This window comes from Nocardia alba NBRC 108234 (assembly GCF_001612665.1).
Classification (GTDB): Bacteria; Actinomycetota; Actinomycetes; order Mycobacteriales; family Mycobacteriaceae; genus Nocardia; species Nocardia alba.
The window spans coordinates 1-23,526 of record NZ_BDAX01000038.1; the positions used below are offsets into that span (position 1 = coordinate 1).

Genomic DNA, 23,526 nt, shown 5'->3' on the forward strand with positions numbered 1-23,526 from the left:
GGGTGAGGTCGTCGATGTAGGGGCGGTGCAGGTCGGTGGGGCGCACGCCGAAATCGGCTTCGAGCTGGTCGAGCGAACCGTAGACGTCCACGCGCGGGTAGGCCGGGTCGTCGGAGACCCACACCGGGATCGGGCTGCCCCAGTAGCGGTTACGGCTGATGTTCCAGTCGCGCGCGCCTTCGAGCCACTTGCCGAACTGGCCGTCGCGGATGTGCTCGGGCACCCACGTGATCTGCTGGTTCAGCTCGACCATCCGGTCACGGAACTTGGTGACCGCGACGAACCACGACGGCACCGCCATGTAGATCAGCGGCTGGCCCGACCGCCAGCTGTGCGGGTAGGAGTGCTCGATCGTCTCGTGCCGCAGCAGCTTCCCGGCGGCCTTGAGATCCTTGATGATCACCGGATTGGCATCGAAGACCATCAGGCCCTCGTACGGCGGCACCATCGAGGTGAACTTGCCCGCCGGATCCAGCGGCTGGACGATCTCGATACCGTTGGCCGTGGCCACGTCCATGTCCTCCTCACCGAAAGCCGGTGCGAGGTGGACGATTCCGGTACCGGAGTCGGTGGTGACGTAGTCGGCGGTGAGCACCCGATGCGAGTTCGGGTGGCCGACGAAGAAGTCGAACGGCGGGGCGTAGGACAGGTCGGCCAGGGCCGCACCGTCGTATTCGCCGAGCACCTCCGGCTCCTCGCCCAGTTCGCGGCTGTAGTGCGAAAGACGTTCGGCGGCAAGCACGTAGCGCTTGTCGTCGGCGCCGCGCACGTGCACGTAGCGCACGTCGGGGTGCACGGCGATCGCCAGGTTGGACGGCAGGGTCCACGGCGTGGTGGTCCAGATCAGCGCGTTCGCGCCGTCCAGCGCGGCGAACGGATGCTCGGCGGGCACGCTCAGGCGCATGTCGACGGTGACCGCGGGGTCCTGACGCATCTTGTACGCGTCGTCGAGGCGGGTCTCCTGGTTCGACAGCGGCGTCTGCTCGTACCAGCTGTAGGGCAGCACCCGGAAGCCCTGGTAGATCAGGCCCTTCTCGTGCAGCGACTTGAAGGCCCACATGACCGACTCCATGAAGTCGAGGTCGAGGGTCTTGTAGTCATTGTCGAAGTCGACCCAGCGGGCCTGCCGGGTGACGTAGTCGCGCCACTCACCGGTGTAGCGCAGCACCGACGACTTACAGGCGGCGTTGAACTCGGCCAGCCCCATCTCGTCGATCTGGGCCTTGTCGGTGATGCCGAGCTGCTTCTCGGCTTCGATCTCGGCGGGCAGACCGTGGGTGTCCCAGCCGAAGCGGCGATCGACCTTCTTGCCGCGCATGGTCTGGAAGCGCGGGATCAGGTCCTTGACGTAGCCGGTGAGCAGGTGCCCGTAGTGCGGGAGACCGTTGGCGAACGGCGGACCGTCGTAGAAGACGAACTCGCTGTCCCCGTCGCGGTTGTCGATGCCGGCGCGGAAGGTGTCGTCGCGGGCCCAGTAGTCGAGCACCCGGGTTTCGAGCTCCGGGAACGTCGCGCCCGCACCCGCACCGAAATCGACCCGGGGGTACGCGCTACCGGTAGTTGTCTCGTCCGCCATCGCGGATTGCTCCTCGTGCCGCCGCGCCGTGGGCGCGAGATGTGGGCACGGGGACGATGTCGGCGCCGGTGCGCCGTACCGCGGTACCACCCCGTTTGCCTGATCCACTCGGTGCGAGGGTTCGGGCCTCTCGTTGTGTGAGCTGTGACGGGCTCACCCGTTCGGTTCTACTGAGCGCGTGCGCGCCGTTCTTCCGAAAGCTCCCCGGTGATGGCCGGATCAACGCCGTGTGTAGTTCGATTCTAACCGGGCGCGTCCAGCCGATATTCCGCGCCCGTTCAGTTCCGCCGGGCGTGTCGGCCGGGTGGAACCGGTTCGCTCTCGGGTTTTCGGGTGGCCAGCGCGCTCACGAGCAAACTCGCGGCACCGACAACGCAGATCAGAATGCACCCCCACGCCCACACCACCGAACCGGTGGCGAGCGCCGCGACGAGCAGTCCGAAGCCGATCGCCGCAAGAACAAGCGTCAAGACGAGCATGGCGACTCCCAAGCCAACCGAGCAGCCCGACGATAGCTGGGCATTCCCGAATCACGCGACGCGCTGCGTCGCGCGACTCGGAAACTAGTTTACTTGCCGCCCTTGGCGAAGGAAGCCGGAGCCAGACTGTTGGCCGAACCATTGGTCTCGCCCGCGAACTCGCCGCCGTCGACCGGCACAGCCGACCCACGGTTCTCGAGCTCTTCCAGCTGCGATTCCAGGTAGGACTTCAGGCGCACGCGGTACTCGCGCTCGAAGGTCTTCAGCTGCTCGATGCGGCTTTCCAGCACCGTGCGCTGCTGGGTGATGGTGGCCATGATCTCGGCGTGCTGACGCTCGGCATCGGCGGTGAGCGCCTCGGCCTTGTCCTTGGCCTGCCGGATCTGGGTGTCGGAACGGTTCTGCGCGTCGGCCAGCATCGCGTCGGACTTCTGACGCGCGTCGGCGATCATCGCTTCCGACCGGGTGCGGGCGTCGCCGACCAGTCGCTCGGAGTTTGCTCGCGCGTTCGAGAGCAGACCCTCGGCCTCGGTCTTGGCGTCGGTGGTCAGGCGGTCGGCCATCTCCTGCGCCAGGGTGAGCACCTTCGCGGCCTGCATGTTCGCGTCCGGGCCACTGTTCTGCACCGGCGCCACGACGGGCATCGGGGCGGGGGGCGCGACCTGGACCGGCTGCGGCACCGGTTCCGGGGCGGGGGGAGGTGCCTGCTGGACGGGCGCCTTGGCATCGCTGACCCGGGCGGGTCCGCGGTTCTGCTTGGCGTCGGCCAACTCGGTATCGAGTTCGGCGACCCGCTGACGCAGGTCGGCGTTCTCCTCGATCAGGCGCGAGAGTTCCTGCTCGACGAGATCCAGGAAGGCGTCGACCTCGTCCTCGTTGTAGCCGCGCTTACCGATCGGCGGTTTGCTGAACGCGACGTTGTGCACATCGGCGGGAGTCAGCGGCATCGAATGATCCCTTCACGCGTCTTTTGGAGAACTAGCAAGCGGTCTACTCGATTCATTATGTCACACGGAGGTCACGGGCTGACCGAGCCTACCCACGATCGACATCAGGATGAAGACGAGGAAGAGCAGGACCATTATCGAAAGATCGAGACGAATCCCCCCGAGATTCACAGGAGGTATCAACCGCCTCAGCAGTTTCACCGGGGGGTCGGTGACAGTGAAGATCGCCTCCAGGACGATCACCACCACACCGGTCGGGCGCCAGTCGCGCGCGAAACTGCGAATGAACTCGACGATCACCCGACTGATGAGCAACAGCCAGAAGATGAAAAGCACCAGGTACAGAACCGCGAACAGGGCCACGACATCACTCTGCCGCAAAATCGGCATGGTGCAAAATGGCCGCGCCGCGCAGTGCGCGGGCGGCCATCTCGGTATGCGGTGTCCGTTGTCTATTTCTGGTTGTAGAAGCCGTTTTCGGCGATCCGGCGGCGTTCTTCCGCTGATACGTCCACATCGGCGGGTGAGAGCAGGAACACCTTCGTCGCCACCTTGTCGAACGAGCCACGCAGCGCGAACGCGAGTCCGGCCGCGAAATCGACCAGCCGTTTGGCATCGGCATTGCTCAGATCGACCAGGTCCATGATGACCGGATTCCCTTCACGGAACCGTTCACCGATGATCCTGGCCTCGCTGTAATCGCGCGGACGCAGCGTGGTGATCTTGGACAAGGGACCTCCGTCCTCGAAGATCCCGGGACGCCGCGCTGGCGCCGGCTCGGGGCGCATGCGCTCCTCCAGCCTGCGCTCCTCGGCGTCGGGATCGACCGCGAGCGCACCACGAGTGGAGCCGCGCATACCGGGTGCGACGCCGCCCGCCCGGAAGGACCGGCCCGACGACGGTGCCGTTTCGATCCTGGTGGGGCGACGCGGCGTGTCGTAGCGATCGTCGGCGTAGGTGTCGGCGACGTAGTCGTCGCGACGCGCCGGGTAGGCCGACTTGTACGCCGGCTGCGGGAAGTCGTCGACCTCGTCCTCGAAACGGTCGGCGCCGTAGCGGTCTTCGGCATAGCGGTCGTAGCCGCGCGGACGAGCGCGACCCGCGCGCTCCTCGACGCCGCGAGGGGCATGGTCGTCGACGTAGTCGTCTTCGTACTCATCGAGCGGAACCATGCCGAAGTACGCCTTGAACTTATGCAGGGTACTCATCTGGTCGACCTTCCTTCGGCCCCGGTGGCGGCCGGGTGTTGAAGTTCTTGCTCAGCGCCTCTGCAGCCAATCGTATGTGTCGAATGTGACTGGTGAGGTTTCTTTGCTACGCCGAGGTTATCGGTCGCGCGCCCATCAGGGCAGTTCCGACACGCACGCACGTCGAACCGTGTTCGACCGCAATCTCCAAATCACCCGACATACCAGCGGAAAGCTCGGTGGCTTCGGCGTGTTGCCCGAGCAGCGAAGTGTGCAATGTCGCAAGATTCGCAAACGACACATCACTCGCGGTGTCAAGGGGCGGAATCGCCATCAGACCGGCCAGATGCAGACCGGGCGCCTTCGCTACCAGGTCGGCCAGAGCGAGTAGGCCGGCCGGTGCGACACCCCCGCGTCCGGGGTCGGCGTCCAGACTCACCTGCAGCAGCACCTCCAGCGGCGCGGTACGCTCACCGGCTGCGAGTGCGTCCTGCGCGGCCCGATCGAGGGCGTTTGCCAGGCGTTCGCTGTCCACCGAGGCCACGGTGTGCGCCCAGCGCGCGACCGAGCGGGCCTTGTTGCGTTGTAAACGACCGATCATGTGCCATTCGACATCCCCGTAGGCCAGCTGGTCGACCTTCGCCGAGGCTTCCTGCTCGCGGGACTCGCCGAATTCGCGGCGGCCGAGCGCGTGCAGGATGGCGACATCGGCGGCGGGGAAGAACTTCGTCACCGGGAGCAGGCGCACCGAACCCGCCGTGCGACCCGCGGCTCGCACGGCGGCGTCGATGCGCGTGAGCAGGCCATCGAGGCGGGTCGAGAGCTCTGCGGCGCGTGTATCCGCCGCTGGTTCCGGGGTCATCCGCGTTCTCCGGCGATCGTGCGGGCGGCTCGGATCATCACGCGGCGGGGTCCATCCAGATCACGCCGGCGATGCGGCCGGTGGGGGCGCCGCGCCGATGACTGAACAGCGTTTTGTCCTCGATGGTGCAGCGGGGGTCAACGGCTATTCCGGCGACACCCGCCTCGGTGAGCTGTCGGCGGATGCCCGCGCGCAGATCGAGACCAGGGGTTTTGCGGACCGTGGTGGTCGCGCTGCCGGGCAGGTGCGCTTCGACGTCGGCGCGCATCGCAGCGGGGACCTCGTACTGGCGGCCGGAGGCGGCGGGGCCGAGGAAGGCGCCGATGCGGTCCACTCGGGCGCCGACCGAGACCATCGCGTCCAGGACACGCGGCACAATGCCGATTCTGGCGCCGACGCGGCCCGCGTGGACGGCGGCGATGACACCGGCCTCGTCATCGGACAGCAGGATCGGCACGCAGTCGGCGGTGAGTACCACCAGCGCCAGTCCCGGCACGGTCGTGACCAGCGCGTCGGTTACCGGCACCGGTTCGGCGCGCGGACCGTCGACGATCTCGACAGCGCGCCCGTGCACCTGCTCCATCCACACCAGCCGGTCCGGGGTGAGGCCGATGCCCTCGGCCAGCCGAATCCTGTTACGGCGTACCGCCTCCGGATCGTCACCGACGTGGTCACCCAGATTGAACGAGTCGTAGGGCGCGGCGGAGAAGCCGCCGGCGCGGGTGGTGGTCACCCGGCGAACAGTCACGGTAGGAGGTGCGGAAGTCATGGAGTCGAGGGTAGTGCGGTCGCCCGGTCTACCGATCATCGCGCGTAGTGACCTCGCTCGCGCCGCTGGGCGGAGCTCACCCGGCCGACGGTTCGCGGTCGACGATCCGTTGATCACCGACCGCCTCGGCAGGGCCAGGGACTGATTCCCCTACCGCGCGAAAAGCGCCCGAACTCGACAGGAGTTCGGGCGCTTTCGTCTGCGAGCGTCTATCGACGCATGAAGTCCGGGACGTTGATCTCGTCGTCATCGTCGCCTTCGCGAACCTCCGGGTTGTTGACGCGGTTCATCGCCGCCTCGGTGACCCGCTGACGCTCCGATTCCCGGTACCGCTCGGTATCGCGGTAGTTCGGCGCCGCGGCCCGACCACCGGACACCCCGGCCGTGGCGGGCTCGGTGGGACGCGAGGGCACCTCGGAGGTCCGGCTCTGGCCGATCTCGCCCGCGCGACCGGAACCGATCGGGTTCGCCCCGGTTCGGCTGGTTGCCGCACTGGACTCCGAACTCCGCCGAGCGGGGCCGCCACCGTCGAAACCCGCGGCGATCACGGTGACGCGCACCTCGTCGCCGAGCGAATCGTCGATGACCGTACCGAAGATGATGTTGGCCTCGATGTGGGCCGCCTCCTGTACCAGCGAGGCCGCCTCGTTGATCTCGAACAGCCCGAGATCGGAACCGCCCGCGATCGAGAGCAGCACGCCGTGCGCGCCGTCCATGGAGGCCTCGAGCAGCGGCGAGTTGATCGCGGTCTCGGCCGCCTTCACCGAACGACCCTCGCCACGCGCCGAGCCGATGCCCATGAGCGCCGATCCGGCACCCGACATCACGCTCTTGACGTCGGCGAAGTCGACGTTGATCAGGCCGGGGGTGGTGATCAGGTCGGTAATACCCTGAACACCGTTGAGCAGCACCTCATCCGCGGAGCGGAAGGCGTCCATCAGACTCACCGCCGCGTCGCCCAGCTGCAGCAGCCGGTCGTTCGGAATGACGATGAGGGTGTCGCACGACTCGCGAAGTAGGTTGATCCCCACTTCGGCCTGGTTCCCGCGCCGTTTTCCCTCGAAGGAGAACGGCCGGGTGACGACCCCTATAGTCAGGGCGCCCAACTTGCGGGCGATGCTGGCGACGACAGGGGCGCCGCCGGTGCCGGTGCCACCACCCTCGCCTGCCGTGACGAAGACCATGTCGGCGCCCTTGAGCACCTCTTCGATCTCGTCCTTGTGGTCCTCTGCGGCCTTGCGGCCGACTTCCGGATCGGCTCCGGCACCGAGGCCGCGAGTGAGTTCACGACCGACATCGAGTTTGACGTCGGCATCACTCATCAGCAGGGCTTGCGCGTCGGTATTGACCGCGATGAACTCGACTCCCTTGAGTCCCTGTTCGATCATTCGGTTGACGGCGTTCACGCCGCCGCCGCCGATACCGACGACCTTGATCACTGCAAGGTAGTTGTGCGGGGGCGTCATGGGCTCTCGCCTTCCTTCGATCTTAAACCCTCAACCTCAACCATAGGGTTGGCGTTATGTCAAGTATCCGACTGCTGCGGAACGCTATTCGCAGCCACTGCGATCCCGGCGCAGGCGCGCCGACATGAGAGCCAGAATCTTGTGCCACAAAGAATGTCGCTCACTTTACCGTGACCAGATTAGGACTCGATACGTCGAACACGGTCCCCTCACGGGTCAGTAGCGGCAACACGACGGCAGCTTTGCGCTCGCCGTCGCCCGTGCCGCCCCACACTACCTTCCTGCCATCGCGAAGGCTCAGCGAGACGTCCGAAATCGACCGTGCGACAACCTCGCCCACCTGCACCGACAGGGCAGGCGGCAGGGTGACCAGCACATCCACCGCCGCCCTGGTCGCCGCGGGCCCGGTGAACGAGCCCTCGGTGAGCAATTTCGGCACCCCGATGGGCAGTTCGGGCTCGATCGCGAATTCGACGCTCTCCGCGTCGATCAGGTGGGCGCCGTCGGGAGCTTCGAAATACACCACCGGTGTTCGCTCCACGACGGTGACGAGCACTGTCGAGGGGAATTTACGCTGCACCCGGACCGAACCGACCTTGGGTATCGCGGCGACGCGCTGAGCGATCGCGGTGGTGTCGATGCGCAACATCGAACGGCCATCCGGGATCTCGAGCCGCCCACGCACGTCGGTCTCCGGCACCGCCGACAGCCCGTCGACGCGCACCGTGCGCACCGACAGCACCGGCGTGAACCAGGCCAGCACCACCAGCAGGCTCACCACAACCACCCCGACCACCGTCCAGAGACGGTAGCCGTGCCACCCGCGCGCGGCGGGCATCGGCAATCTCACCGGCCGCTCTGCTGCGGCTTGGCCCGCAAGCCGTCGAGGATCTGGCTGCCGAGCATGGTCACATCGCCCGCGCCCATGGTGATCACGACGTCGCCGTCGCCCGCGAGCCCGGCGACCTGCTTGCCGACCTTGGACATATCCGGTTGGTAGTGCACGGGTTCGGTCACCGACTGGGCGACCAGCGCGCCGTTGACGCCGGGCAGCGGGTCTTCCCGGGCGCCGTAGACGTCGAGCACGACCACCTCGTCGGCCAGGCTCAACGCGGCGCCGAACTCCGTGGCGAAAGTGGCGGTGCGACTGTACAGATGCGGCTGGAACACCACGATCACCCGGCCGCGCTGCAGGCGGGCGCCGTCACGGGCTTCCTGGGCGACCAGTTGCGCCGCGGCCTCGAGCACGGCACGGACCTCGGTGGGGTGATGGGCGTAGTCGTCGAAGACGCGCACGCCGTTCTCCCGGCCGGTGAACTGGAACCGGCGATGCACGCCGCCGAATCCCTCCAGACCCTGCACGATCTCGTCGACATCGGCGCCGGTAGCGCGGGCGGCCAGCAGCGCGGCCAGCGCGTTGAGTGCCATATGCCTGCCCGGTACCGACAATCGCAACGAGCGCGGGGTGGTCTCGCCGTCGAGCTGGAACTCGACGATGCCACCGACATCGCGCGGCTGCCAGTCGATCAGCCGAGCGCCGACGGGTACCGGCGCGCCGGTGAGATCGCCCGATCCGTAACCGAGGACATCGATCCCGCGTTCGGCCATCCGCGGTGCGACCCGCTGGGCCAACGCGAGCGAACCTGGATCGTCGAGGCACACCACCAGCAGGCCACCGGGAGCGAGGCGGTCGGCGAAGTCGTCGAAGACCTGGGTGTAGGCCTCGTCGGTGCCGAAGTAGTCGAGGTGGTCGGATTCGATGTTGGTGACCACGGCGACGTCCGGGTCGTATTGCAGCAGGGAGCCGTCGGACTCGTCGGCCTCGGCGACGAAGATGTCACCGCTGCCGTGGTGGGCGTTGGTGCCCGCCTCGTTGAGCTCACCGCCGACCGCGAACGACGGATCGGCGCCACAGTGCTGCAGCGTGACGATCAGCATCGAGGTGGTCGAGGTCTTGCCGTGCGTGCCCGAGACCAGCAGGGTCTTGTGCCCGCGCATCAGCGAGGCGAGCACGGTCGGGCGCATCAGCACGGGGATCTCGCGCCGATTCGCCTCGACCAGTTCGGGGTTGGTCTTCGGGATGGCGGCGTAGGTGGTGACGACCACCGTGGGACCGCCGGGTAACAGGTCGAGCGCGTCGGCGGCGTGGCCGATGCGTACCTCGGCGCCGCGTGCCCGCAGCGACAGCACGCCACGGCTCTCGCGCGCATCGGAACCGGAGACCTTGCCGCCGCGCGCGAGCAGGATGCGCGCGATGCCGGACATGCCCGCACCGCCGATGCCGACCATGTGCACGCGTTCGAGTTCGGGGGGCAGCGCCGCACTCGCGGACTCCCCGATCTCGCGGCCCGGCTCGCTCATCGGGCGACCTCGGTGACGATCCTGGCCACCGTGTCGGCAGCGTCGCGATGGCCTGCGCCTGCGGCGGCGCGGCTCATCTGCGCGAGTCGGGCGGGGTCGAGCAGCAGCGGAATCACCTCATCGATCACGTATTTCGGGGTCAGTTCGGCATCGGCCACAATTGTGCCACCACCGTGGGCGACCACGGGTCTGGCGTTGAATTCCTGTTCGCCGTTGCCGTGCGGCAGCGGCACGTAGAAGGCGGGCAGGCCGACCGCCGACACCTCGGCCACGGTCATCGCACCGGATCGGCACACCACCGCGTCGGCGGCGGCGTAGGCCAGGTCCATCCGGGACAGGTAGGGCACCGCCACATACGGTGCGGGTGCGTCGGCGGTGCTCACCTCGACGCTGTTCTTGGGCCCGTGCGCGTGCAGGACCGACACACCGGCCGCCGCGAGCTGCGGCGCGGCCCCGGAGACGGCCTCGTTGAGGCTGCGCGCACCCTGCGAACCGCCGAACACCAGCAGCACCGGCCCTTCGGCGGGCAGTCCGAAGTGCGCGCGAGCTTCGGCGCGCAGCGCGGCACGGTCGAGTTCGGTGATGGACGCGCGCACCGGTATGCCGACGACCTGCGCGTGCGCCAGCCCCGAATCCGCGACGGCGGCGAGCACTTTCGCCGCGAGCTTCGCGCCGACCTTGTTGGCGATCCCGGCCTTCGCGTTGGCCTCGTGCACGATCACCGGCACTGTGCGTCGGCGACCGAACAGCCCGCCGCGCGCGGCAAGATAGGCGGGCAACGCGACATACCCGCCGAACCCGATGATCACGTCGGCCTGCACGTCGTCGATCACCGCCCTGGTCGCCTTGACCGACGCGAGCACCCGGCCGGGCAACCGCAGCAGGTCGGCGGAGGGCTTGCGCGGCAACGGCACCGGCGGGATCAGTTCCAGGGGGTACCCGCGGTCGGGCACCAGTTTCGTCTCGAGTCCACGCTCGGTGCCCAAGGCGGTCACCCGGATCGAGCCGTCGAGTCTGCGCAGCGCGTCGGCGACAGCCAGCGCGGGTTCGATGTGGCCTGCGGTTCCTCCGCCTGCGACGATCACCGACAACCCGGGTCGCGGGTTACTCACCTGGATCTACCTCGTTCTCTGTCGTCTCGAATCGATCTCGCGAAAGCCTGCGCGCTCATGCGCCGCCGCCTCCGCCGGTCCGTCGTTTCGCCGGCCGGTGTGGCATCGGGTAGGTCGGCTCCCATGCTCGTGTCGACCGTAGCGAACTCGTGCCGCGACTTTCGGGCGCGCGTCGCCTGCGGTCGGCGGGCGGCTGGCGGCGAGGGGCCTGACGTGGGCGTTCGGTTCTGGCGCGCGGCGCGACTTTCCGTGGCGCGGGTGGGGTGTAGAGCTCGGGCACCGGCAGTCGCAGGAGTCTGCTGAGCCTGCCGTCCTGGCCTGCCTTCAACGCCGACACCGCCTCCGGTTCGTGCCGGGCGGCGCTGGCGATGATGCCGAACATGAACAGCGTGATCGCCAGCGACGAACCACCGGCCGAGACCAACGGCAACTGCAGACCGGTCACCGGTAGCAGCCCGACGACATAGCCGATGTTGATCAGCGCCTGCGCGGTGATCCAGGTGGTGGCGGTGGCGGTGAGCAGGCGCAGGAAGGGATCGACCGAACGCAACGCGATGCGGATGCCCGCGTAGACGAACAGCGCGAGCAGCGCCAGGACCAGCATGCAGCCGAGGAAGCCGAGTTCCTCGCCGATGATGGCGAAGATGAAGTCGTTGTGCGAGTTGGGCAGGTAGCTCCACTTCGCGCGGCTCTGGCCGAGGCCACGGCCCCAGATGCCGCCGTCGGCGAGGGAGTACTTGGCTTGACGCGCCTGATAATTGGCGCCCTGAGGATCGTCACCGGGGTTGAAGAACGCGCGCACCCGATCGGAGCGATACCCGGCCGACAGCGCCAGCACCGACGCCGCGACCACGCCGGTCACCATGATCCCGACGAACAACCGCACCGGCAGCCCACCGAACCACAGCAGCGCCATCAGCACGATGCCCAGCGCGATCGTGGTCGACAGGTTCGGTTCGAGCACCACCAGCAGGCAGACCAGCAGACCCGAGGGCACCAACGGCACCAGGATGTCCTTGAGCGCCGCGCCACGGCGCGAGGCCAGCAGGTGCGCGCCCCACACGACCAGGGTCACCTTGACCACTTCCGACGGCTGGATCGACAGCGGTCCGATGTCGAACCAGCGTCGCGCGCCGCCGTGCGCCGACCCGATGCCGGGAATGAGCACCAGCATCAACGCGAGCACCGAGATGCTGAAGATCGGAAACGACCACTGCCGCAACAGCCGCAGCGGCAACCGCAGCGCCACATAGAAGGCGATGGCGCCGAGCCCGGCGAACATGGCCTGCTGGATGAACAACGAGTAGGCCGAACCGCCACCGGCGTAGGCTTCGACGCTCGAGGCCGACAGCACCATCACCAGGCCCAGCACGGTGAGCAGGGTCGCGATGGTGACGATCAGATGGAACGACGCGAGCGGCCGGGCCAACCAGGCGCCGAAGCGCTCCCCCGCCCAATTCGGCTGTCCCGAGCTCTTGCGGCTGGTACTCGCCTGGCCCTTGCCGACCCGGCTGTCGTCCACGCTGCCCCGGCTCCTGATCACGCTGCCCCCCTCTCGCGCGGTGACGTGCGCGCCGGGCGCGGCAGCGTCGTCACAGCGCCCGCCCGATGTCACCATCTTCCAGTGCCGTCACCGCATCCACGAAACAGCGTCCGCGGTGGGTGTAGTCGTCGTACATGTCGAGGGAAGCGGCCGCCGGCGCGAGCAGGACGGTGTCTCCGGCGCGAGCCAGACCCGCCGCGGCGCGCACCGCGCGGCCCATGACCGCCTCGGCTCGCTGCGATCTCGACGACTCCATGTCTGCATCGTCTCCCGCATCCAGCTCGATGACCGGGACTTCGGGTGCGTGTCGCGCCATCGCGGCGGCGATCACCGGCGCGTCGGCCCCGAACAACACCGCGCCGACCAGCCGGTCACCGATCTCTTCGATCAGATCGTCGACACCGGCGCCCTTGAGCAGGCCGCCCGCCACCCACACCACCTGCGGGTGCGCCATGATGGCGGCGCGCGCGGCGTGCGGGTTGGTGGCCTTGGAATCGTCGATGAACTCGACACCGCCCAGCTCGCGCACGAACGCGGTGCGGTGCGGACCGACCTTGTGTTCGGCCAGGCCCTCCTTGACGAACTGCGGCGCCACATCGATGGCCCTGGTCAGCGCGGACGCGGCCAGCGCGTCGGCGATGCCCGCGGGTCCCTGCGGGCTGATGTCGCTGGTCTCGGCGAGGATCGCGGCCTTGGTGAAGGCACGATCGAGGAGCTTGCCGTCGACCACACCCAGTTCACCGTCGGCGGGGACACCGATCCGGAAGCCGACCGTGCGCCGCGCCTTGGCCTTACGGGCCAGCGAACCGGCGACCGGGTCGTCGAGCCCGACGACGCCGACGCGACCGGTCAGCGCGCGCGCCTTCGCGGCGGCGTAGGCATCGAGACCGCCGTGCCAGTCCAGGTGGTCCTCGGCGACATTGAGCACGACGCCCGCCTCCGGTCGCACCGACGGCGCCCAGTGCAGCTGGAAGGAGGACAACTCGACGGCGAGGACCTGCGGACCGGGGTTGCGGCGCAGCGCGTCCAGGATCGGCAGGCCGATATTGCCGCAGGCCACGCTGGCGATGCCGGCGGCGCGCAGGATCGAGTGCGTCATCTGGGTGGTGGTGGTCTTGCCGTTGGTGCCGGTGATCACCAGCCATTTGCGGACCGGGCCGTAGATGCGGGCCTGATCGACCCACCAGGCGAATTCGACGTCGCCCCAGACGGGCACGCCCTCGGTGACCGCCGAGACCAGCACCGGTGAATCCGGTCGCCAGCCCGGGCTGGTGATCACGAGCGCGAACCGGCTCAGATCGGCCCTTTCGAGCTCGACAGTGGTGGCGATCTCGAGTCCGAGTTCGGCGGCCTCGGCGAGTGCCTTGGCGCCGCTGTCGGTGACCACGGGGTGGGCGCCGATATCGCGCAGCGGTTCGATCAGCGAGCGTCCGGAGACACCCCAACCGGCGACGAGAACGTCACGTCCACGCAGGAATTCGAGCATCGGGCCCGGGGAACGCAGGGCGCGGGGCGAGTGTTCGACCATGTCCGTCCTCACCCGACCTGGGAAAGATATTCGCTGTAGAACAGCCCGAGACCCACGGCCGCGGCGATGCCTGCCAGAATCCAGAATCTGATGATCACTGTGGTTTCGGCCCACTTGCTCAACTCGAAATGGTGATGGAAAGGCGCCATCTTGAACAATCGGTTGCGAGTGGTGCGATACACCGCCACCTGCAACACCACAGAGGCCGCCTCCGCGACGAACAGCGCACCGATAACGACCATCAGCAACTCGGTGCGGGTGGTGACGGACAGACCGGCCAGCAGACCACCCAGCGCCAGCGACCCGGTATCACCCATGAAGATCTTAGCGGGCGCGGCGTTCCACCACAGGAAACCGATGCACGCGGCAGCCGCGGCTGCACACACCAACGCCAGGTCGAGCGGGTCACGCACGTCATAGCAGCCGGGGCCCGGATCGGTCGAGCACGCCTTGTCGTACTGCCAAAACGTGATGATCACGTATGCGCCGAGCGCCAAACTCATCGACCCGGCCGCGAGACCGTCCAGGCCATCGGTCAGGTTCACCGCGTTCGACCAGGCCACCACGAGCAGGCATACGAACACCACGAACACCAGCGCACCCATAGCCACCGTGGAGATGTCGCGCACGTAGGAGATCTGCTTGCTGCCCGGTGTGAGTCCGTTCTGGTCACGGAACTGCAGCACGAGGACAGCGAAGATGACCGCGGAGCCGATCTGGCCGATGTACTTTCCGGCGGCCGACAATCCCAGGTTGCGCTGCTTGCGCAATTTGATGAAGTCGTCGAGGAAACCGACGATGCCGAGCGCGGTGGTGAGGCCGAGCACCAACAGACCCGACGCGGTAGGGCCTTCCGCGTTGTAGCCGATGCCGATCAGGTGCGAGCCGAGATAGCCCGCCCACATGCCGATCAGGATAGCGACGCCGCCCATGGTGGGAGTACCGCGCTTGGCCTGGTGGCTGGCCGGGCCGTCGACCCGGATCTCCTGACCGAAGCCTTGCCTGGCGAAAACTCGGATCAGCAACGGCGTCAGCAGGATCGACACCGCCAGTGCGATCCCCGCCGCGAACAGAATTTGCCTCATCGAGCTGTATTACCTTCCGCTGCCCCGGTCAGGTGCTCGGCGACGGCCCACAGACCCACCGCCTTCGACGCCTTGACCAGTACCACATCGCCTGCGGCGATCTCGTCGTCGAGCAGCGCGATCGCCGCGTCGATATCGGGAACGAGAATCGATTCCTCGCCCCATGAGCCTTCCATTACCGCTCCCTGGTGCATGCCGTGGGAGGGTCGTCCGGTGCCGACCACGATCAATCGGTCGACGTCGAGGCGCACGGCCAGGCGTCCGATCGCGTCGTGTTCGATCACCGAGGTGTCGCCGAGTTCGCCCATCTCACCGAGCACGGCCCAGCTGCGCCGGGGTTCGTCGGCCGACTTCGCGAGCGTGACCAGCGCTTTGAGGGCCGCGCGCACCGAGTCGGGGTTGGCGTTGTAGGAGTCGTTGATGACGGTGACGCCCGTGGGGGTGGTCGTCACGTCCATCCGGCGGACCGAGGCCGCGGTGGCACCGGACAGCGCCGCTGCCACCGTCGCCAGGTCGGCGCCGCATTCGAGGGCGACGGCCGCGGCGGCCAGTGCGTTGCCGACCTGGTGTTCGCCGTGCACAGCCAGTCGCACCGGAATCGATGCACCGCGCGCGTGCAGGGTGAAGTGGGCGCGGGCCTGGTCGTCGGTGCGCACATCGGTGGCGCGGATGTCCGCGTCGCCGGACAGACCGACCTTCACCACGCGCGCGCTCGTCCGCGACGCCATGGCCGCGACGTTCGGGTCGTCGGCGTTGAGCACGGCCAGGCCCTCGGCGGGCAGTGCCTCGACGAGCTCGCCCTTGGCCTGCGCGATCGCCTCGCGGCTACCGAATTCACCGAGGTGGGCGGTACCGACATTGAGCACGACGCCGATCCTCGGCGGCGCGATGCGGGCCAGCGCGGCGATGTGCCCACGGCCGCGCGCGGACAGTTCCAGTGCGAGGAACCTGGTGTCGGGGCCGGCGCGCAGTGCCGTCCACGGGTGGCCGAGTTCGTTGTTGAACGAACCGGGCGGCGCGACCACCGCGCCCAGCGGCGCGAGCACCGCCGCGAGGAGATCCTTGGTCGAGGTCTTGCCCGAGGAACCGGTGACGCCGACGACGGTGAGTCCGGTGCGCTCGGCGAGCCGCTCGGTGCTCACGCGCGCCAGCTCGGCCAGCGCGGCGAGAACCGCCGCGCCGGAACCGTCCTCGTCGGAGCTCAGCGCGACCGAGGTCGCCGGAACCGAACCGAGGTCCGGTGCGACGACGATGGCGGGCACGCCGACCGGGCGAGCCGCGAGCACCGCGACCGCCCCGGCGGCGATCGCGGTCCCCGCGTAGTCGTGGCCGTCGGAGTTGGCGCCGGGTAGGGCGAGGAACAGATCGCCGGAACCGATTCGGCGCGAATCGAATTCGACCGAACCGGTCACGAGTGCCTGGGGGTCGGAGACGTCGTGCAGCTCGCCGCCGACGACGTCCGCGATCTCCCGCAGTGTCATTTCGATCATGAAACCGTCAAGTCCTCCGAGTCCGTGTGCGGACTGTGTCGTCTCCGCAGGGCATCCAGCGTCGCCGCGACCACCTCGCGGTCGTCGAAGGGATGCTTGACGCCCTCGATCTCCTGGCCCGCCTCGTGGCCCTTGCCCGCGACGAGCACCACATCGCCCGCCCGCGCCCAGGCGATGGCGGCGGCGATGGCCGCCGCACGGTCACCGATCTCGCGGATCTCGCCGCGCTCGGTGGCCGGAAGTTCGTGCGCACCGGCCACCACGGCGGACCTGATGGCGGCCGGGTCCTCGGTGCGCGGGTTGTCGTCGGTGACGATCACCAGGTCGGCGCGGGCCGCCGCGGCGCCCATGAGGGGGCGTTTGGCCACATCACGGTCGCCACCGGCGCCGAGCACGACAGCCAGCCTGCCCGTGCCCGCGTCGGTGAGGTGCCCGCGCAGGGTGGTCACCACGGATTCGATCGCGGCGGGCTTGTGCGCGTAGTCGACGACAGCGAGGAAGTCCTGGCCGCGCTCCACGCGCTGCATCCGGCCCGGCACGTCGACGACGGCCAGCGCGGGCGCGGCGACCGCCGGGTCGACGCCCGCGGCGGCGCAGGTGGCGACGGCCAGCAGTGCGTTGGCGACGTTGTAGCGGCCGGGCAGACGCAGGCGCACCGTCAGTTCGCCGTCGGGTCCGGCGGCGGTGAATTCCTGTTCGCCACCGGTGGTCTTGATGTCACCGCTGACCTGCCAGGTGGCCGCGCCAGTGGTCGAGACGGTGACCGGCTCGACCAGGTCCGCGGCCAGCCGGGTGCCCCATTCGTCGTCGACGCAGACCACCGCGGTGCGCGCGGCGACCGGCGAATCCGCGTCGAAGAGCCGACGTTTCGCGGCGAAGTAGTCCTCGAAGTCGGCGTGGAAGTCGAGATGGTCCTGGGACAGATTGGTGAACGCGCCGACCGCGAACCGCACCCCGTCGACCCGGCCCAGCGCGAGCGCGTGGCTCGACACCTCCATCACGACAGCGTCCACGCCCTGCTCGACCATCGCGGCGAACATCGCGTGCAGCTGCGGAGCCTCGGGCGTGGTGAGCGCGCTGGGCACCCGCTGCCCACCGATCCGCGTCTCGATGGTGCCGATCAGACCGGTGGACAGCCCGGCCGCGACCAGACCCGCTTCCACCAGATACGACGTGGTGGTCTTGCCCGAGGTGCCGGTGATGCCGACGATGCGCAGCCGGTCGCTGGGGTGGCCGTAGATCTCGGCCGAGAGTTCGCCGAGCACCGCGCGGGGGTGCTCGCGCACCAGCACAGGTACCGCGACATCGCCGATCAACTCGGCGCCCGCGGCATCGGTGAACACCGCGACCGCGCCGTTGGCGATCGCGTCGGCGGCGAATCGGGCACCGTGCGCGTTCGCGCCGGGCAGCGCGGCGAACAGGTCACCGGCACGCACCGCGTTGGATCTTTGCTCGATGCCGGTGACCGTCACCTCGGCAGACGACACGGTGACCGACGTGGCACCGGTGAGGTCCGCCACGGCCTGCAGCGATGTCGACAACGGAGTGATTGGCCGGAGCGCGTGCGGGCTGGACTGCGCGGGCACAAGGCTCCTCTCTGAGAGTGATCGAGCGCGTGGGCGAGACGAGCAGTCAGATTACCGACGCGCGGTGTCGGTCGGACAACGCGGGTTGAGTTAAATGTGTTCTCGGCCCGCCCACCTCCGGACCGAGCGCGGGCTGCTACGAACCAGTGCTGCGACGGCGGGAAGAGGCGGGCGACCAGGAGCCGAGAACCGCGGCACCACCTGTTATGACACCGCCTCGAGCACCAGCCGCTTGGACTCCGGTGAGGGCGGTACCCGGTCGCGCTGCAACGCCCAGGAGGCGATGCTGTGGAACAGCGGTGCGGCCGAGCCGCCACCGGAGCCGTCGGAGCTGCGGACGGGCGCGTCGAGCATCATCCCGATCACATAGCGGGGGTTGTCGGCGGGCGCCATCCCGGCGAACGTGCTGTAGAACGCCGAGGTCGAATAGCAGCGGCACGCGGGGTCCACCTTCTGGGCGGTGCCGGTCTTACCCGCCACCTGGTACCCCTCGATCGACGCGGACGGGCCGGTGCCCATCTGGACGCCCATCGGGTCCTTCTGCACGGTCGCCTGGAACAGCTCGCGCAGGGTGTGCGCGGTCTGCGGGCTGACCACGCGGACGCCGTCGGGTTGCAGTTCCTCGGTGCGGGTGCCGTCGGGGGCGACCTTGGCCTTGACGATGCGCGGGGGGATGCGCAAGCCGTCGTTGGCGATGGCCTGGTACATGGCGGTCATCTGCAGGGTCGTCATCGACAAGCCTTGGCCGATGGGCAGATTCGCGAAGGAACCGCCGGACCACTGGTCGCGGGCGGGTACCTGGCCGCCGCTCTCGCCGGGCAGACCGACGCCGGTGCGCCGGCCGAGCCCGAAGCGGGTGACCATGTCGGCGAACCGGTCCTCCCCCACCCGCTGGGCGAGCATGAGAGTGCCGACATTGGACGACTTCCCGAAGATGCCGGTGGTCGTATAGGGCGCCACATCGTGCTGCCACGCGTCGTTCACCGTGACACCCGACATGCGGATCGAGCCCGGCACCTGGAGCACCTCGTCGGGGGTGGTCACGCCGTATTCGATGGCGGCCGCCGCGGTGACGATCTTGTTAACCGAACCGGGTTCGAAGGGTTCGGAGACCGAGGGGTTGCCCATCTTGCCCGAGGCCCAATGATTCGGGCCGAGTGCGGGATTGAAGGTGCCGTCGTTGGCCATCGCGAGGACCTGGCCGGTTTTGGCGTCGAGCACCACCGCCGAGGCCGACGACGCGCCGGATACCTGTTTGGCCTGTTGCACCTGCTGCTGGACGTAGTACTGCAGGTCCGCGTCGAGCGTGAGCTCGACGCCGTAGCCGTTCACCGCGGGCTGCAGGTCACGGTAGCTGCCGGGGATCACCGCGCCGTCGGAACCCTGGTCGTAGGTGCGCGAACCGTCGGTCCCCGACAGCACCGAGTCCAGTGCCGATTCCAGCCCCATCTGACCGTGTCGGTCGCCGCCGATCGCGCCGACGACATTGGACGCCAGCGAGCCGCCGGGGTACTCGCGCAGGTCCTGCCGTTCGGCGCCGACCTCGGGGAACTTGGCGGTGATCTCGGCGGCCACGCGCGGATCGACGTTCTTTGCCAGGTAGTGGAACTTCTTGTCGCTGCGCAGTTTATCGAGCAGTTCCTGCTCGGTCGGTGCGCCGAGTTTGTCGTGGATGAACTTCGCGATGTCCTTCAGCCGCTGCTCCGGGTCCGGCGCGCTTGGCTTGAGCTTCTTGGCTTCGGCCAGTTGCTCACGCACCGTCACCGGCTGGAAGGTCAGGGCTTTCACGGTGAGGGTGAAGGCGAGCTGATTGCCGTGCCGGTCGGTGATGGGGCCACGCACTGCCGCCTCGGTGGCCTTGATGGTGCGCTGCGAGGCCGCCTGAGCCGACAACGCCGGCGCGGCGAGACTCTGAATGTAGAGCAGCTGCAACGCGACAACGGCCAACGTGGCCAGCAGGGTGACCCGGCCGACGCCGAGACGAAGGCGGATCGGCCGGTCCGGAGAGAGCGAGCCCGCGCGGCGGCCTCTCGACGAGACCGGCCCGCGTCGCTGCTGCGACGCGGGCCCGCTCTGCCTCATCGAGGACCGTCAGGTGATTCGACGACTCGTGGCTGCTCGCTCGGCGGCGGCTGGTCGGCCGCGACCAGCGGTTCACCCTGACCTGCGACGTCGACGCGATCGGGCACGGTCGCCGGGGCGAGCGGAGCCGGGGCGCCGCCGCCCTCCGCGGCGAGGACTTCACCGTTCGCCGATGCCGGCGCCTGACCGTTCGCCGGAGCGGGGACAGTCGCCGGGGCGAGCGGAGCCGGAGCGGCCGTCGGCTGCGGCGCGTTCACGGTGGGGGACGCGGGCACAGTGGCCCGCGGGCTCGGACTCGCGGTGGCCGCGCCCGGCTGCACCGGCACCACCCGCTCACCCTGTGCCTGGGCGTGCCCCGGCGCCGGGGTCGGGGCGGTGGTCGGCGGACCGTTCAGCGGCGGCACCGGCGCGCCCTGCGCGGGCGTCGGGTTCCCGATCACGGTGACCTCGCCGTCGGCGCCGAGTATCAGCCGGGCCGGATCCTTCGCGGGGATCATCCCGAGTTCCCTTGCGCGAGCGGCCAATTCGGGAGCGGAGTCGGCGGCGGCGACCTCGCGCTGCAGCGCGGCCCGCTCGTCGTCGAGCTTGCGGTTGACCGCCCTGGCGTCACCCAGCTGGTAGCTGTCCTCGGCGGCACGGGTGGTGAGCAACAGGGTCAGGGCAAGGCCGCAGCCGAGCATTCCGATGATGGCGGTGACGAACGGGATCCGCCCCGCCATCGTCGAGGCCCGTTCGGGCAGTTCGATGCCATCGAGCAGCTGTTCCCTGGTGTGCTTGCGGGCGTAGGCCCGCTGTGCCGCACCGGACTTGACTCGTTCGGCCGCCTCGACGCGCCGGGCCGTCTTGCTCGGCACCGCGACTGTGCTCGTCCGCACGCTCATCGTGTCCCTTCCTGTGTCCTCCCTGACCTCTCCGCGATTCGTTCGGCCGCGCGCATCCGCACCGGCGCGGATCGCGGATTGACCTCGATCTCGGACTCGGTCGCTTTTTCCGCTCCACGGGTCAGCATCCGGAATTCCGGTCCCATGCCGGGCAGTTCGACCGGCAGATCCATCGGTGACCGGGAGACGATCCGTGGTGCGAGTTCGTGTTTGACCAGCCGGTCTTCGAGCGACTGATACGACATGACGCAGATCCGTCCGCCCACACGCAGTGCATCCAGTGCCGCGGGCAAGGCCGCCCGCAGCGAGTCGAGCTCACCGTTGACCTCCACCCGCAGCGCCTGGAACGAACGCTTGGCCGGATGTCCGCCGGTGCGGCGCGCCGCGGCCGGAATGGTCGCGTAGAGCACCTCGACGAGCTCGGCGCTGGTGGTGAACGGCACGACCGCCCGCCTGCGCAGCACCTCCGAGGCGATCTTGCCCGCGAACCGCTCGTCGCCATAGGTTTTCAGCACCCGGGCGAGATCGCCGTGGCTGTAGGTGTTGAGCACGTCGGCCGCGGTGATCCCGGTGGTCGGGTCCATCCGCATGTCCAGGGGCGCGTCGACGGAGTAGGCGAAGCCGCGCTCGGCCTCGTCGAGCTGCATCGACGACACCCCGAGGTCCATGAGAATGCCCGATACGGAACCTGTTTCGTCGAGTCCGGCTTCGGCCAGCGCCGCGGGAATGCCGTCGTAGCGCGTGTGCACCAGCGTGATCCGGTCGGCGTAGGGCGCCAGGCGCTCACCCGCCATGCGTAACGCGGTGGTGTCGCGGTCGAGACCGACCAGCCGTGCCTGCGGATAGGTGCGCAGGAAATGCTCTGCGTGCCCGCCCAATCCGAGGGTCGCGTCGAGGTAGACGGCGCCCGGCTCGCTCAGCGCGGGGCCGAGCAGATCGTCGGCGCGCTCGAGCAGAACCGGCACATGACGGGGGTTCTCGGCGTCATGGTTCACCTCGACCTCCCGGGATACTGCCTCGCGTCGCAGACGGGTCGCCATGCCACACAGTGCTTTCGAATGAGTGCTTGTCCAACGAGTGTGTGATGCGAATGCTTCGAGGTCTCTGACCGGGGCAAGGCACCTGGCGTCGGGGAAGTACGTCAGGGTCCACGCCCGGGCAGAGGCCTCGCAGCACTCGCGTGCTTCGGGTCAGAAGATTCCGCCCAGCGACTCGTCTCCGGCTTGCGCGTAGTCCTCCTCGTGTTCTTCGAGGTAGGTCTCCCACGCCTGCTTATCCCATATCTCGAGGAAGTCGACCGAACCGATCACCACACAATCCCGCGAGAGGTTCGCGTAGCGCCGATGGTCCGGCGACAGCGTGATCCGGCCCTGCGCGTCCGGGCGTTGCTCGTCGGTGCCTGCTGCCAGCGCTCGGACGAAAGCCCTTGCCTGCGGGTTACTTCGGGACGCCGACGCGGCTCGCCGCGCGAGCGCGGTGAACTCGTCTTTCGGGTACACGGCCAGGCTGTGGTCTTGGCCTTTCGTGACCATCAACCCTCCCGCCAGATCGTCTCGAAATTTCGCAGGCAACGTCAGCCGCCCTTTGTCGTCCAATCGGGGGGTGTAGGTACCGAGGAACATCTCGGCCACCTCCCTACTGGATTCACCTCGCCGTACGGCCTCTCCTGTAGTGCGCGACCCACATTACCCCACTTTCCCCCACTTTCAATCGAAACTCTGAGTGATCCTGCTCCCCGCCAACGCAATTCCGCAGGTCATCTCAGCTATCACTGAGATTCGCGGTTATCCCGTGTTCGAGCAACCCGCGCGGGTCGGCCACCGCCCGTTCCGACAACGTTCAGCAAACATCGCAGGTGCGAGGTCGGTCGAGCGACCGGGTGGGGGAAGTGTGGGGAGCGGTGGGGAAGGTGGGGGAACCGCCCTGGCCTCGTGTTCGGCGTGGGCACCGACCCATGAACGCGCGAAAGCGGCGCCGCATCCGTGACGGATGTGGCGCCGCTCTCGTACCGGCTAGGTCTGAGCTACTCCTGCTCGAACCGTCGTCGGAATCGGTCTTCCATACGCTCGGAGAAGCCGCCGGACTTGCGTTGGCGGCCGCCTCGGGCGGGATGCCCCGTGGTCGGGCCGCTGCCCGCCGCGGGAGACTCGGTCGCGTCCGGTCGGGCGGCGCGACGCGAGTTGCCGATCATCAACAGGACACCAGCGCCGAACATGGCGATGAATCCGACGAGACTGATGATCGGGAAACCGCCCGGCTTGAACGGGGCGGCGATGCCGGCGACGAGCAGAAAGAGGCCGACGGCGAACAATGCCGCAGCCTGGAGTCTGCGTCGACTCGACGTGGATCGAAGACGTCCGCCGCGGACGGACGACGCGAACTTCGGGTCCTCAGCGTAGAGAGCGCTCTCGATCTGTTCGAGCATGCGCTGCTCGTGCTCGGAGAGTGGCACGGTACCTCCCCCGGCACTAGGCGTGGCTGGTCGCCTCCGGGTAGGCGACGGGTAGCCGACCTTGGCGGCTATCTGCTCCCCATAATACGAGTTCGATCGGTGGCGTACCACCTACTCGGT

21 protein-coding genes are annotated in these 23,526 nt (G+C 68.5%); all 21 read right to left on the reverse strand.

Features of this window, described 5'->3' with window-relative positions:
* Positions 1-1,576: isoleucine--tRNA ligase (locus NA12_RS30315; RefSeq protein WP_157106424.1), on the reverse strand; the 1,576-nt coding region annotated here is incomplete at its 3' end.
* A gap of 278 nt (positions 1,577-1,854) precedes the next feature.
* Positions 1,855-2,055, reverse strand: coding sequence for a hypothetical protein (locus NA12_RS30320; protein ID WP_067459298.1), 201 nt, complete (start codon positions 2,053-2,055; stop codon positions 1,855-1,857).
* 89 nt (positions 2,056-2,144) lie between these two features.
* Positions 2,145-3,002 carry a DivIVA-like cell division protein Wag31 gene (wag31, locus tag NA12_RS30325; protein WP_067459301.1) on the reverse strand — a complete coding sequence of 286 codons (858 nt, stop codon included), beginning with the start codon at positions 3,000-3,002 and terminating at the stop codon, positions 2,145-2,147.
* Between the two features lie 60 nt (positions 3,003-3,062).
* On the reverse strand, positions 3,063-3,365 hold the full coding sequence (locus tag NA12_RS30330) for a YggT family protein (protein ID WP_067459304.1): 303 nt from the start codon (positions 3,363-3,365) through the stop codon (positions 3,063-3,065).
* Positions 3,366-3,454: 89 nt separating this feature from the next.
* Positions 3,455-4,210 carry a cell division protein SepF gene (locus tag NA12_RS30335; RefSeq protein WP_067459307.1) on the reverse strand — a complete coding sequence of 252 codons (756 nt, stop codon included), beginning with the start codon at positions 4,208-4,210 and terminating at the stop codon, positions 3,455-3,457.
* A gap of 106 nt (positions 4,211-4,316) precedes the next feature.
* The gene (locus tag NA12_RS30340; protein ID WP_067459310.1) at positions 4,317-5,051 is read right to left on the reverse strand and encodes a YggS family pyridoxal phosphate-dependent enzyme; all 735 of its coding nucleotides are present in this window, start codon (positions 5,049-5,051) and stop codon (positions 4,317-4,319) included.
* Positions 5,052-5,088: 37 nt separating this feature from the next.
* Positions 5,089-5,820 (reverse strand): peptidoglycan editing factor PgeF, encoded by a 732-nt coding sequence (gene pgeF, locus NA12_RS30345; RefSeq protein WP_067459313.1) that lies wholly within the window; start codon positions 5,818-5,820, stop codon positions 5,089-5,091.
* A 209-nt stretch (positions 5,821-6,029) separates the two neighbouring features.
* Positions 6,030-7,286, reverse strand: a complete 1,257-nt coding sequence (gene ftsZ, locus NA12_RS30350; RefSeq protein WP_067459315.1) for a cell division protein FtsZ — start codon at positions 7,284-7,286, stop codon at positions 6,030-6,032.
* A gap of 160 nt (positions 7,287-7,446) precedes the next feature.
* Positions 7,447-8,124 (reverse strand): cell division protein FtsQ/DivIB, encoded by a 678-nt coding sequence (locus NA12_RS30355; protein WP_067459360.1) that lies wholly within the window; start codon positions 8,122-8,124, stop codon positions 7,447-7,449.
* A gap of 8 nt (positions 8,125-8,132) precedes the next feature.
* Positions 8,133-9,647, reverse strand: coding sequence for a UDP-N-acetylmuramate--L-alanine ligase (murC, locus tag NA12_RS30360; RefSeq protein WP_067459318.1), 1,515 nt, complete (start codon positions 9,645-9,647; stop codon positions 8,133-8,135).
* A complete protein-coding gene (gene murG, locus NA12_RS30365) occupies positions 9,644-10,759 on the reverse strand; it encodes an undecaprenyldiphospho-muramoylpentapeptide beta-N-acetylglucosaminyltransferase (protein ID WP_067459321.1) in 1,116 nt (371 codons plus the stop codon). Before murG ends, murC begins: the two co-directional genes overlap by 4 nt.
* Before the next feature lie 55 nt (positions 10,760-10,814).
* Complete coding sequence (gene ftsW / locus NA12_RS30370; protein ID WP_067459363.1) at positions 10,815-12,281, reverse strand: putative lipid II flippase FtsW; 1,467 nt, start codon at positions 12,279-12,281, stop codon at positions 10,815-10,817.
* 70 nt (positions 12,282-12,351) lie between these two features.
* On the reverse strand, positions 12,352-13,788 hold the full coding sequence (gene murD, locus NA12_RS30375; protein ID WP_067459323.1) for a UDP-N-acetylmuramoyl-L-alanine--D-glutamate ligase: 1,437 nt from the start codon (positions 13,786-13,788) through the stop codon (positions 12,352-12,354).
* Positions 13,789-13,838: 50 nt separating this feature from the next.
* Entirely contained in the window at positions 13,839-14,915 is a 1,077-nt protein-coding gene (gene mraY / locus NA12_RS30380) for a phospho-N-acetylmuramoyl-pentapeptide-transferase (protein WP_067459326.1), read from the reverse strand.
* Positions 14,912-16,405 (reverse strand): UDP-N-acetylmuramoyl-tripeptide--D-alanyl-D-alanine ligase, encoded by a 1,494-nt coding sequence (locus NA12_RS30385; RefSeq protein ID WP_067459329.1) that lies wholly within the window; start codon positions 16,403-16,405, stop codon positions 14,912-14,914. Before NA12_RS30385 ends, mraY begins: the two co-directional genes overlap by 4 nt.
* The gene (locus tag NA12_RS30390) at positions 16,402-17,991 is read right to left on the reverse strand and encodes a UDP-N-acetylmuramoyl-L-alanyl-D-glutamate--2,6-diaminopimelate ligase (RefSeq protein WP_067459332.1); all 1,590 of its coding nucleotides are present in this window, start codon (positions 17,989-17,991) and stop codon (positions 16,402-16,404) included. Before NA12_RS30390 ends, NA12_RS30385 begins: the two co-directional genes overlap by 4 nt.
* A gap of 204 nt (positions 17,992-18,195) precedes the next feature.
* Entirely contained in the window at positions 18,196-20,073 is a 1,878-nt protein-coding gene (locus NA12_RS30395) for a peptidoglycan D,D-transpeptidase FtsI family protein (RefSeq protein WP_067459335.1), read from the reverse strand.
* Positions 20,070-20,954 (reverse strand): cell division protein FtsL, encoded by an 885-nt coding sequence (ftsL, locus tag NA12_RS34795; RefSeq protein ID WP_067459338.1) that lies wholly within the window; start codon positions 20,952-20,954, stop codon positions 20,070-20,072. Before ftsL ends, NA12_RS30395 begins: the two co-directional genes overlap by 4 nt.
* The gene (gene rsmH / locus NA12_RS30405) at positions 20,951-21,994 is read right to left on the reverse strand and encodes a 16S rRNA (cytosine(1402)-N(4))-methyltransferase RsmH (RefSeq protein ID WP_067459341.1); all 1,044 of its coding nucleotides are present in this window, start codon (positions 21,992-21,994) and stop codon (positions 20,951-20,953) included. Before rsmH ends, ftsL begins: the two co-directional genes overlap by 4 nt.
* Positions 21,995-22,144: 150 nt before the next feature.
* A complete protein-coding gene (gene mraZ, locus NA12_RS30410; RefSeq protein WP_056816815.1) occupies positions 22,145-22,576 on the reverse strand; it encodes a division/cell wall cluster transcriptional repressor MraZ in 432 nt (143 codons plus the stop codon).
* 401 nt (positions 22,577-22,977) lie between these two features.
* The gene (locus NA12_RS30415) at positions 22,978-23,406 is read right to left on the reverse strand and encodes an SCO2097 family morphological protein (protein ID WP_067459344.1); all 429 of its coding nucleotides are present in this window, start codon (positions 23,404-23,406) and stop codon (positions 22,978-22,980) included.
* Between the last annotated feature and the right edge of the window lie 120 nt (positions 23,407-23,526).

Bases quoted from the DNA above. Each gene is read 5' to 3' on its own strand.
- NA12_RS30385 (WP_067459329.1), bottom strand. From the start codon at position 16,405: ATGATCGAAATGACACTGCGGGAGATCGCGGACGTCGTCGGCGGCGAG.
- pgeF (WP_067459313.1), bottom strand. From the start codon at position 5,820: ATGACTTCCGCACCTCCTACCGTGACTGTTCGCCGGGTGACCACCACC.
- NA12_RS30320 (WP_067459298.1), bottom strand. From the start codon at position 2,055: ATGCTCGTCTTGACGCTTGTTCTTGCGGCGATCGGCTTCGGACTGCTC.
- mraZ (WP_056816815.1), bottom strand. From the start codon at position 22,576: ATGTTCCTCGGTACCTACACCCCCCGATTGGACGACAAAGGGCGGCTG.
- mraY (WP_067459326.1), bottom strand. From the start codon at position 14,915: ATGAGGCAAATTCTGTTCGCGGCGGGGATCGCACTGGCGGTGTCGATC.
- NA12_RS30355 (WP_067459360.1), bottom strand. From the start codon at position 8,124: ATGCCCGCCGCGCGCGGGTGGCACGGCTACCGTCTCTGGACGGTGGTC.
- murC (WP_067459318.1), bottom strand. From the start codon at position 9,647: ATGAGCGAGCCGGGCCGCGAGATCGGGGAGTCCGCGAGTGCGGCGCTG.
- rsmH (WP_067459341.1), bottom strand. From the start codon at position 21,994: ATGGCGACCCGTCTGCGACGCGAGGCAGTATCCCGGGAGGTCGAGGTG.
- ftsL (WP_067459338.1), bottom strand. From the start codon at position 20,954: ATGAGCGTGCGGACGAGCACAGTCGCGGTGCCGAGCAAGACGGCCCGG.
- murD (WP_067459323.1), bottom strand. From the start codon at position 13,788: ATGCTCGAATTCCTGCGTGGACGTGACGTTCTCGTCGCCGGTTGGGGT.
- wag31 (WP_067459301.1), bottom strand. From the start codon at position 3,002: ATGCCGCTGACTCCCGCCGATGTGCACAACGTCGCGTTCAGCAAACCG.
- NA12_RS30395 (WP_067459335.1), bottom strand. From the start codon at position 20,073: ATGAGGCAGAGCGGGCCCGCGTCGCAGCAGCGACGCGGGCCGGTCTCG.
- NA12_RS30335 (WP_067459307.1), bottom strand. From the start codon at position 4,210: ATGAGTACCCTGCATAAGTTCAAGGCGTACTTCGGCATGGTTCCGCTC.
- NA12_RS30340 (WP_067459310.1), bottom strand. From the start codon at position 5,051: ATGACCCCGGAACCAGCGGCGGATACACGCGCCGCAGAGCTCTCGACC.
- ftsZ (WP_067459315.1), bottom strand. From the start codon at position 7,286: ATGACGCCCCCGCACAACTACCTTGCAGTGATCAAGGTCGTCGGTATC.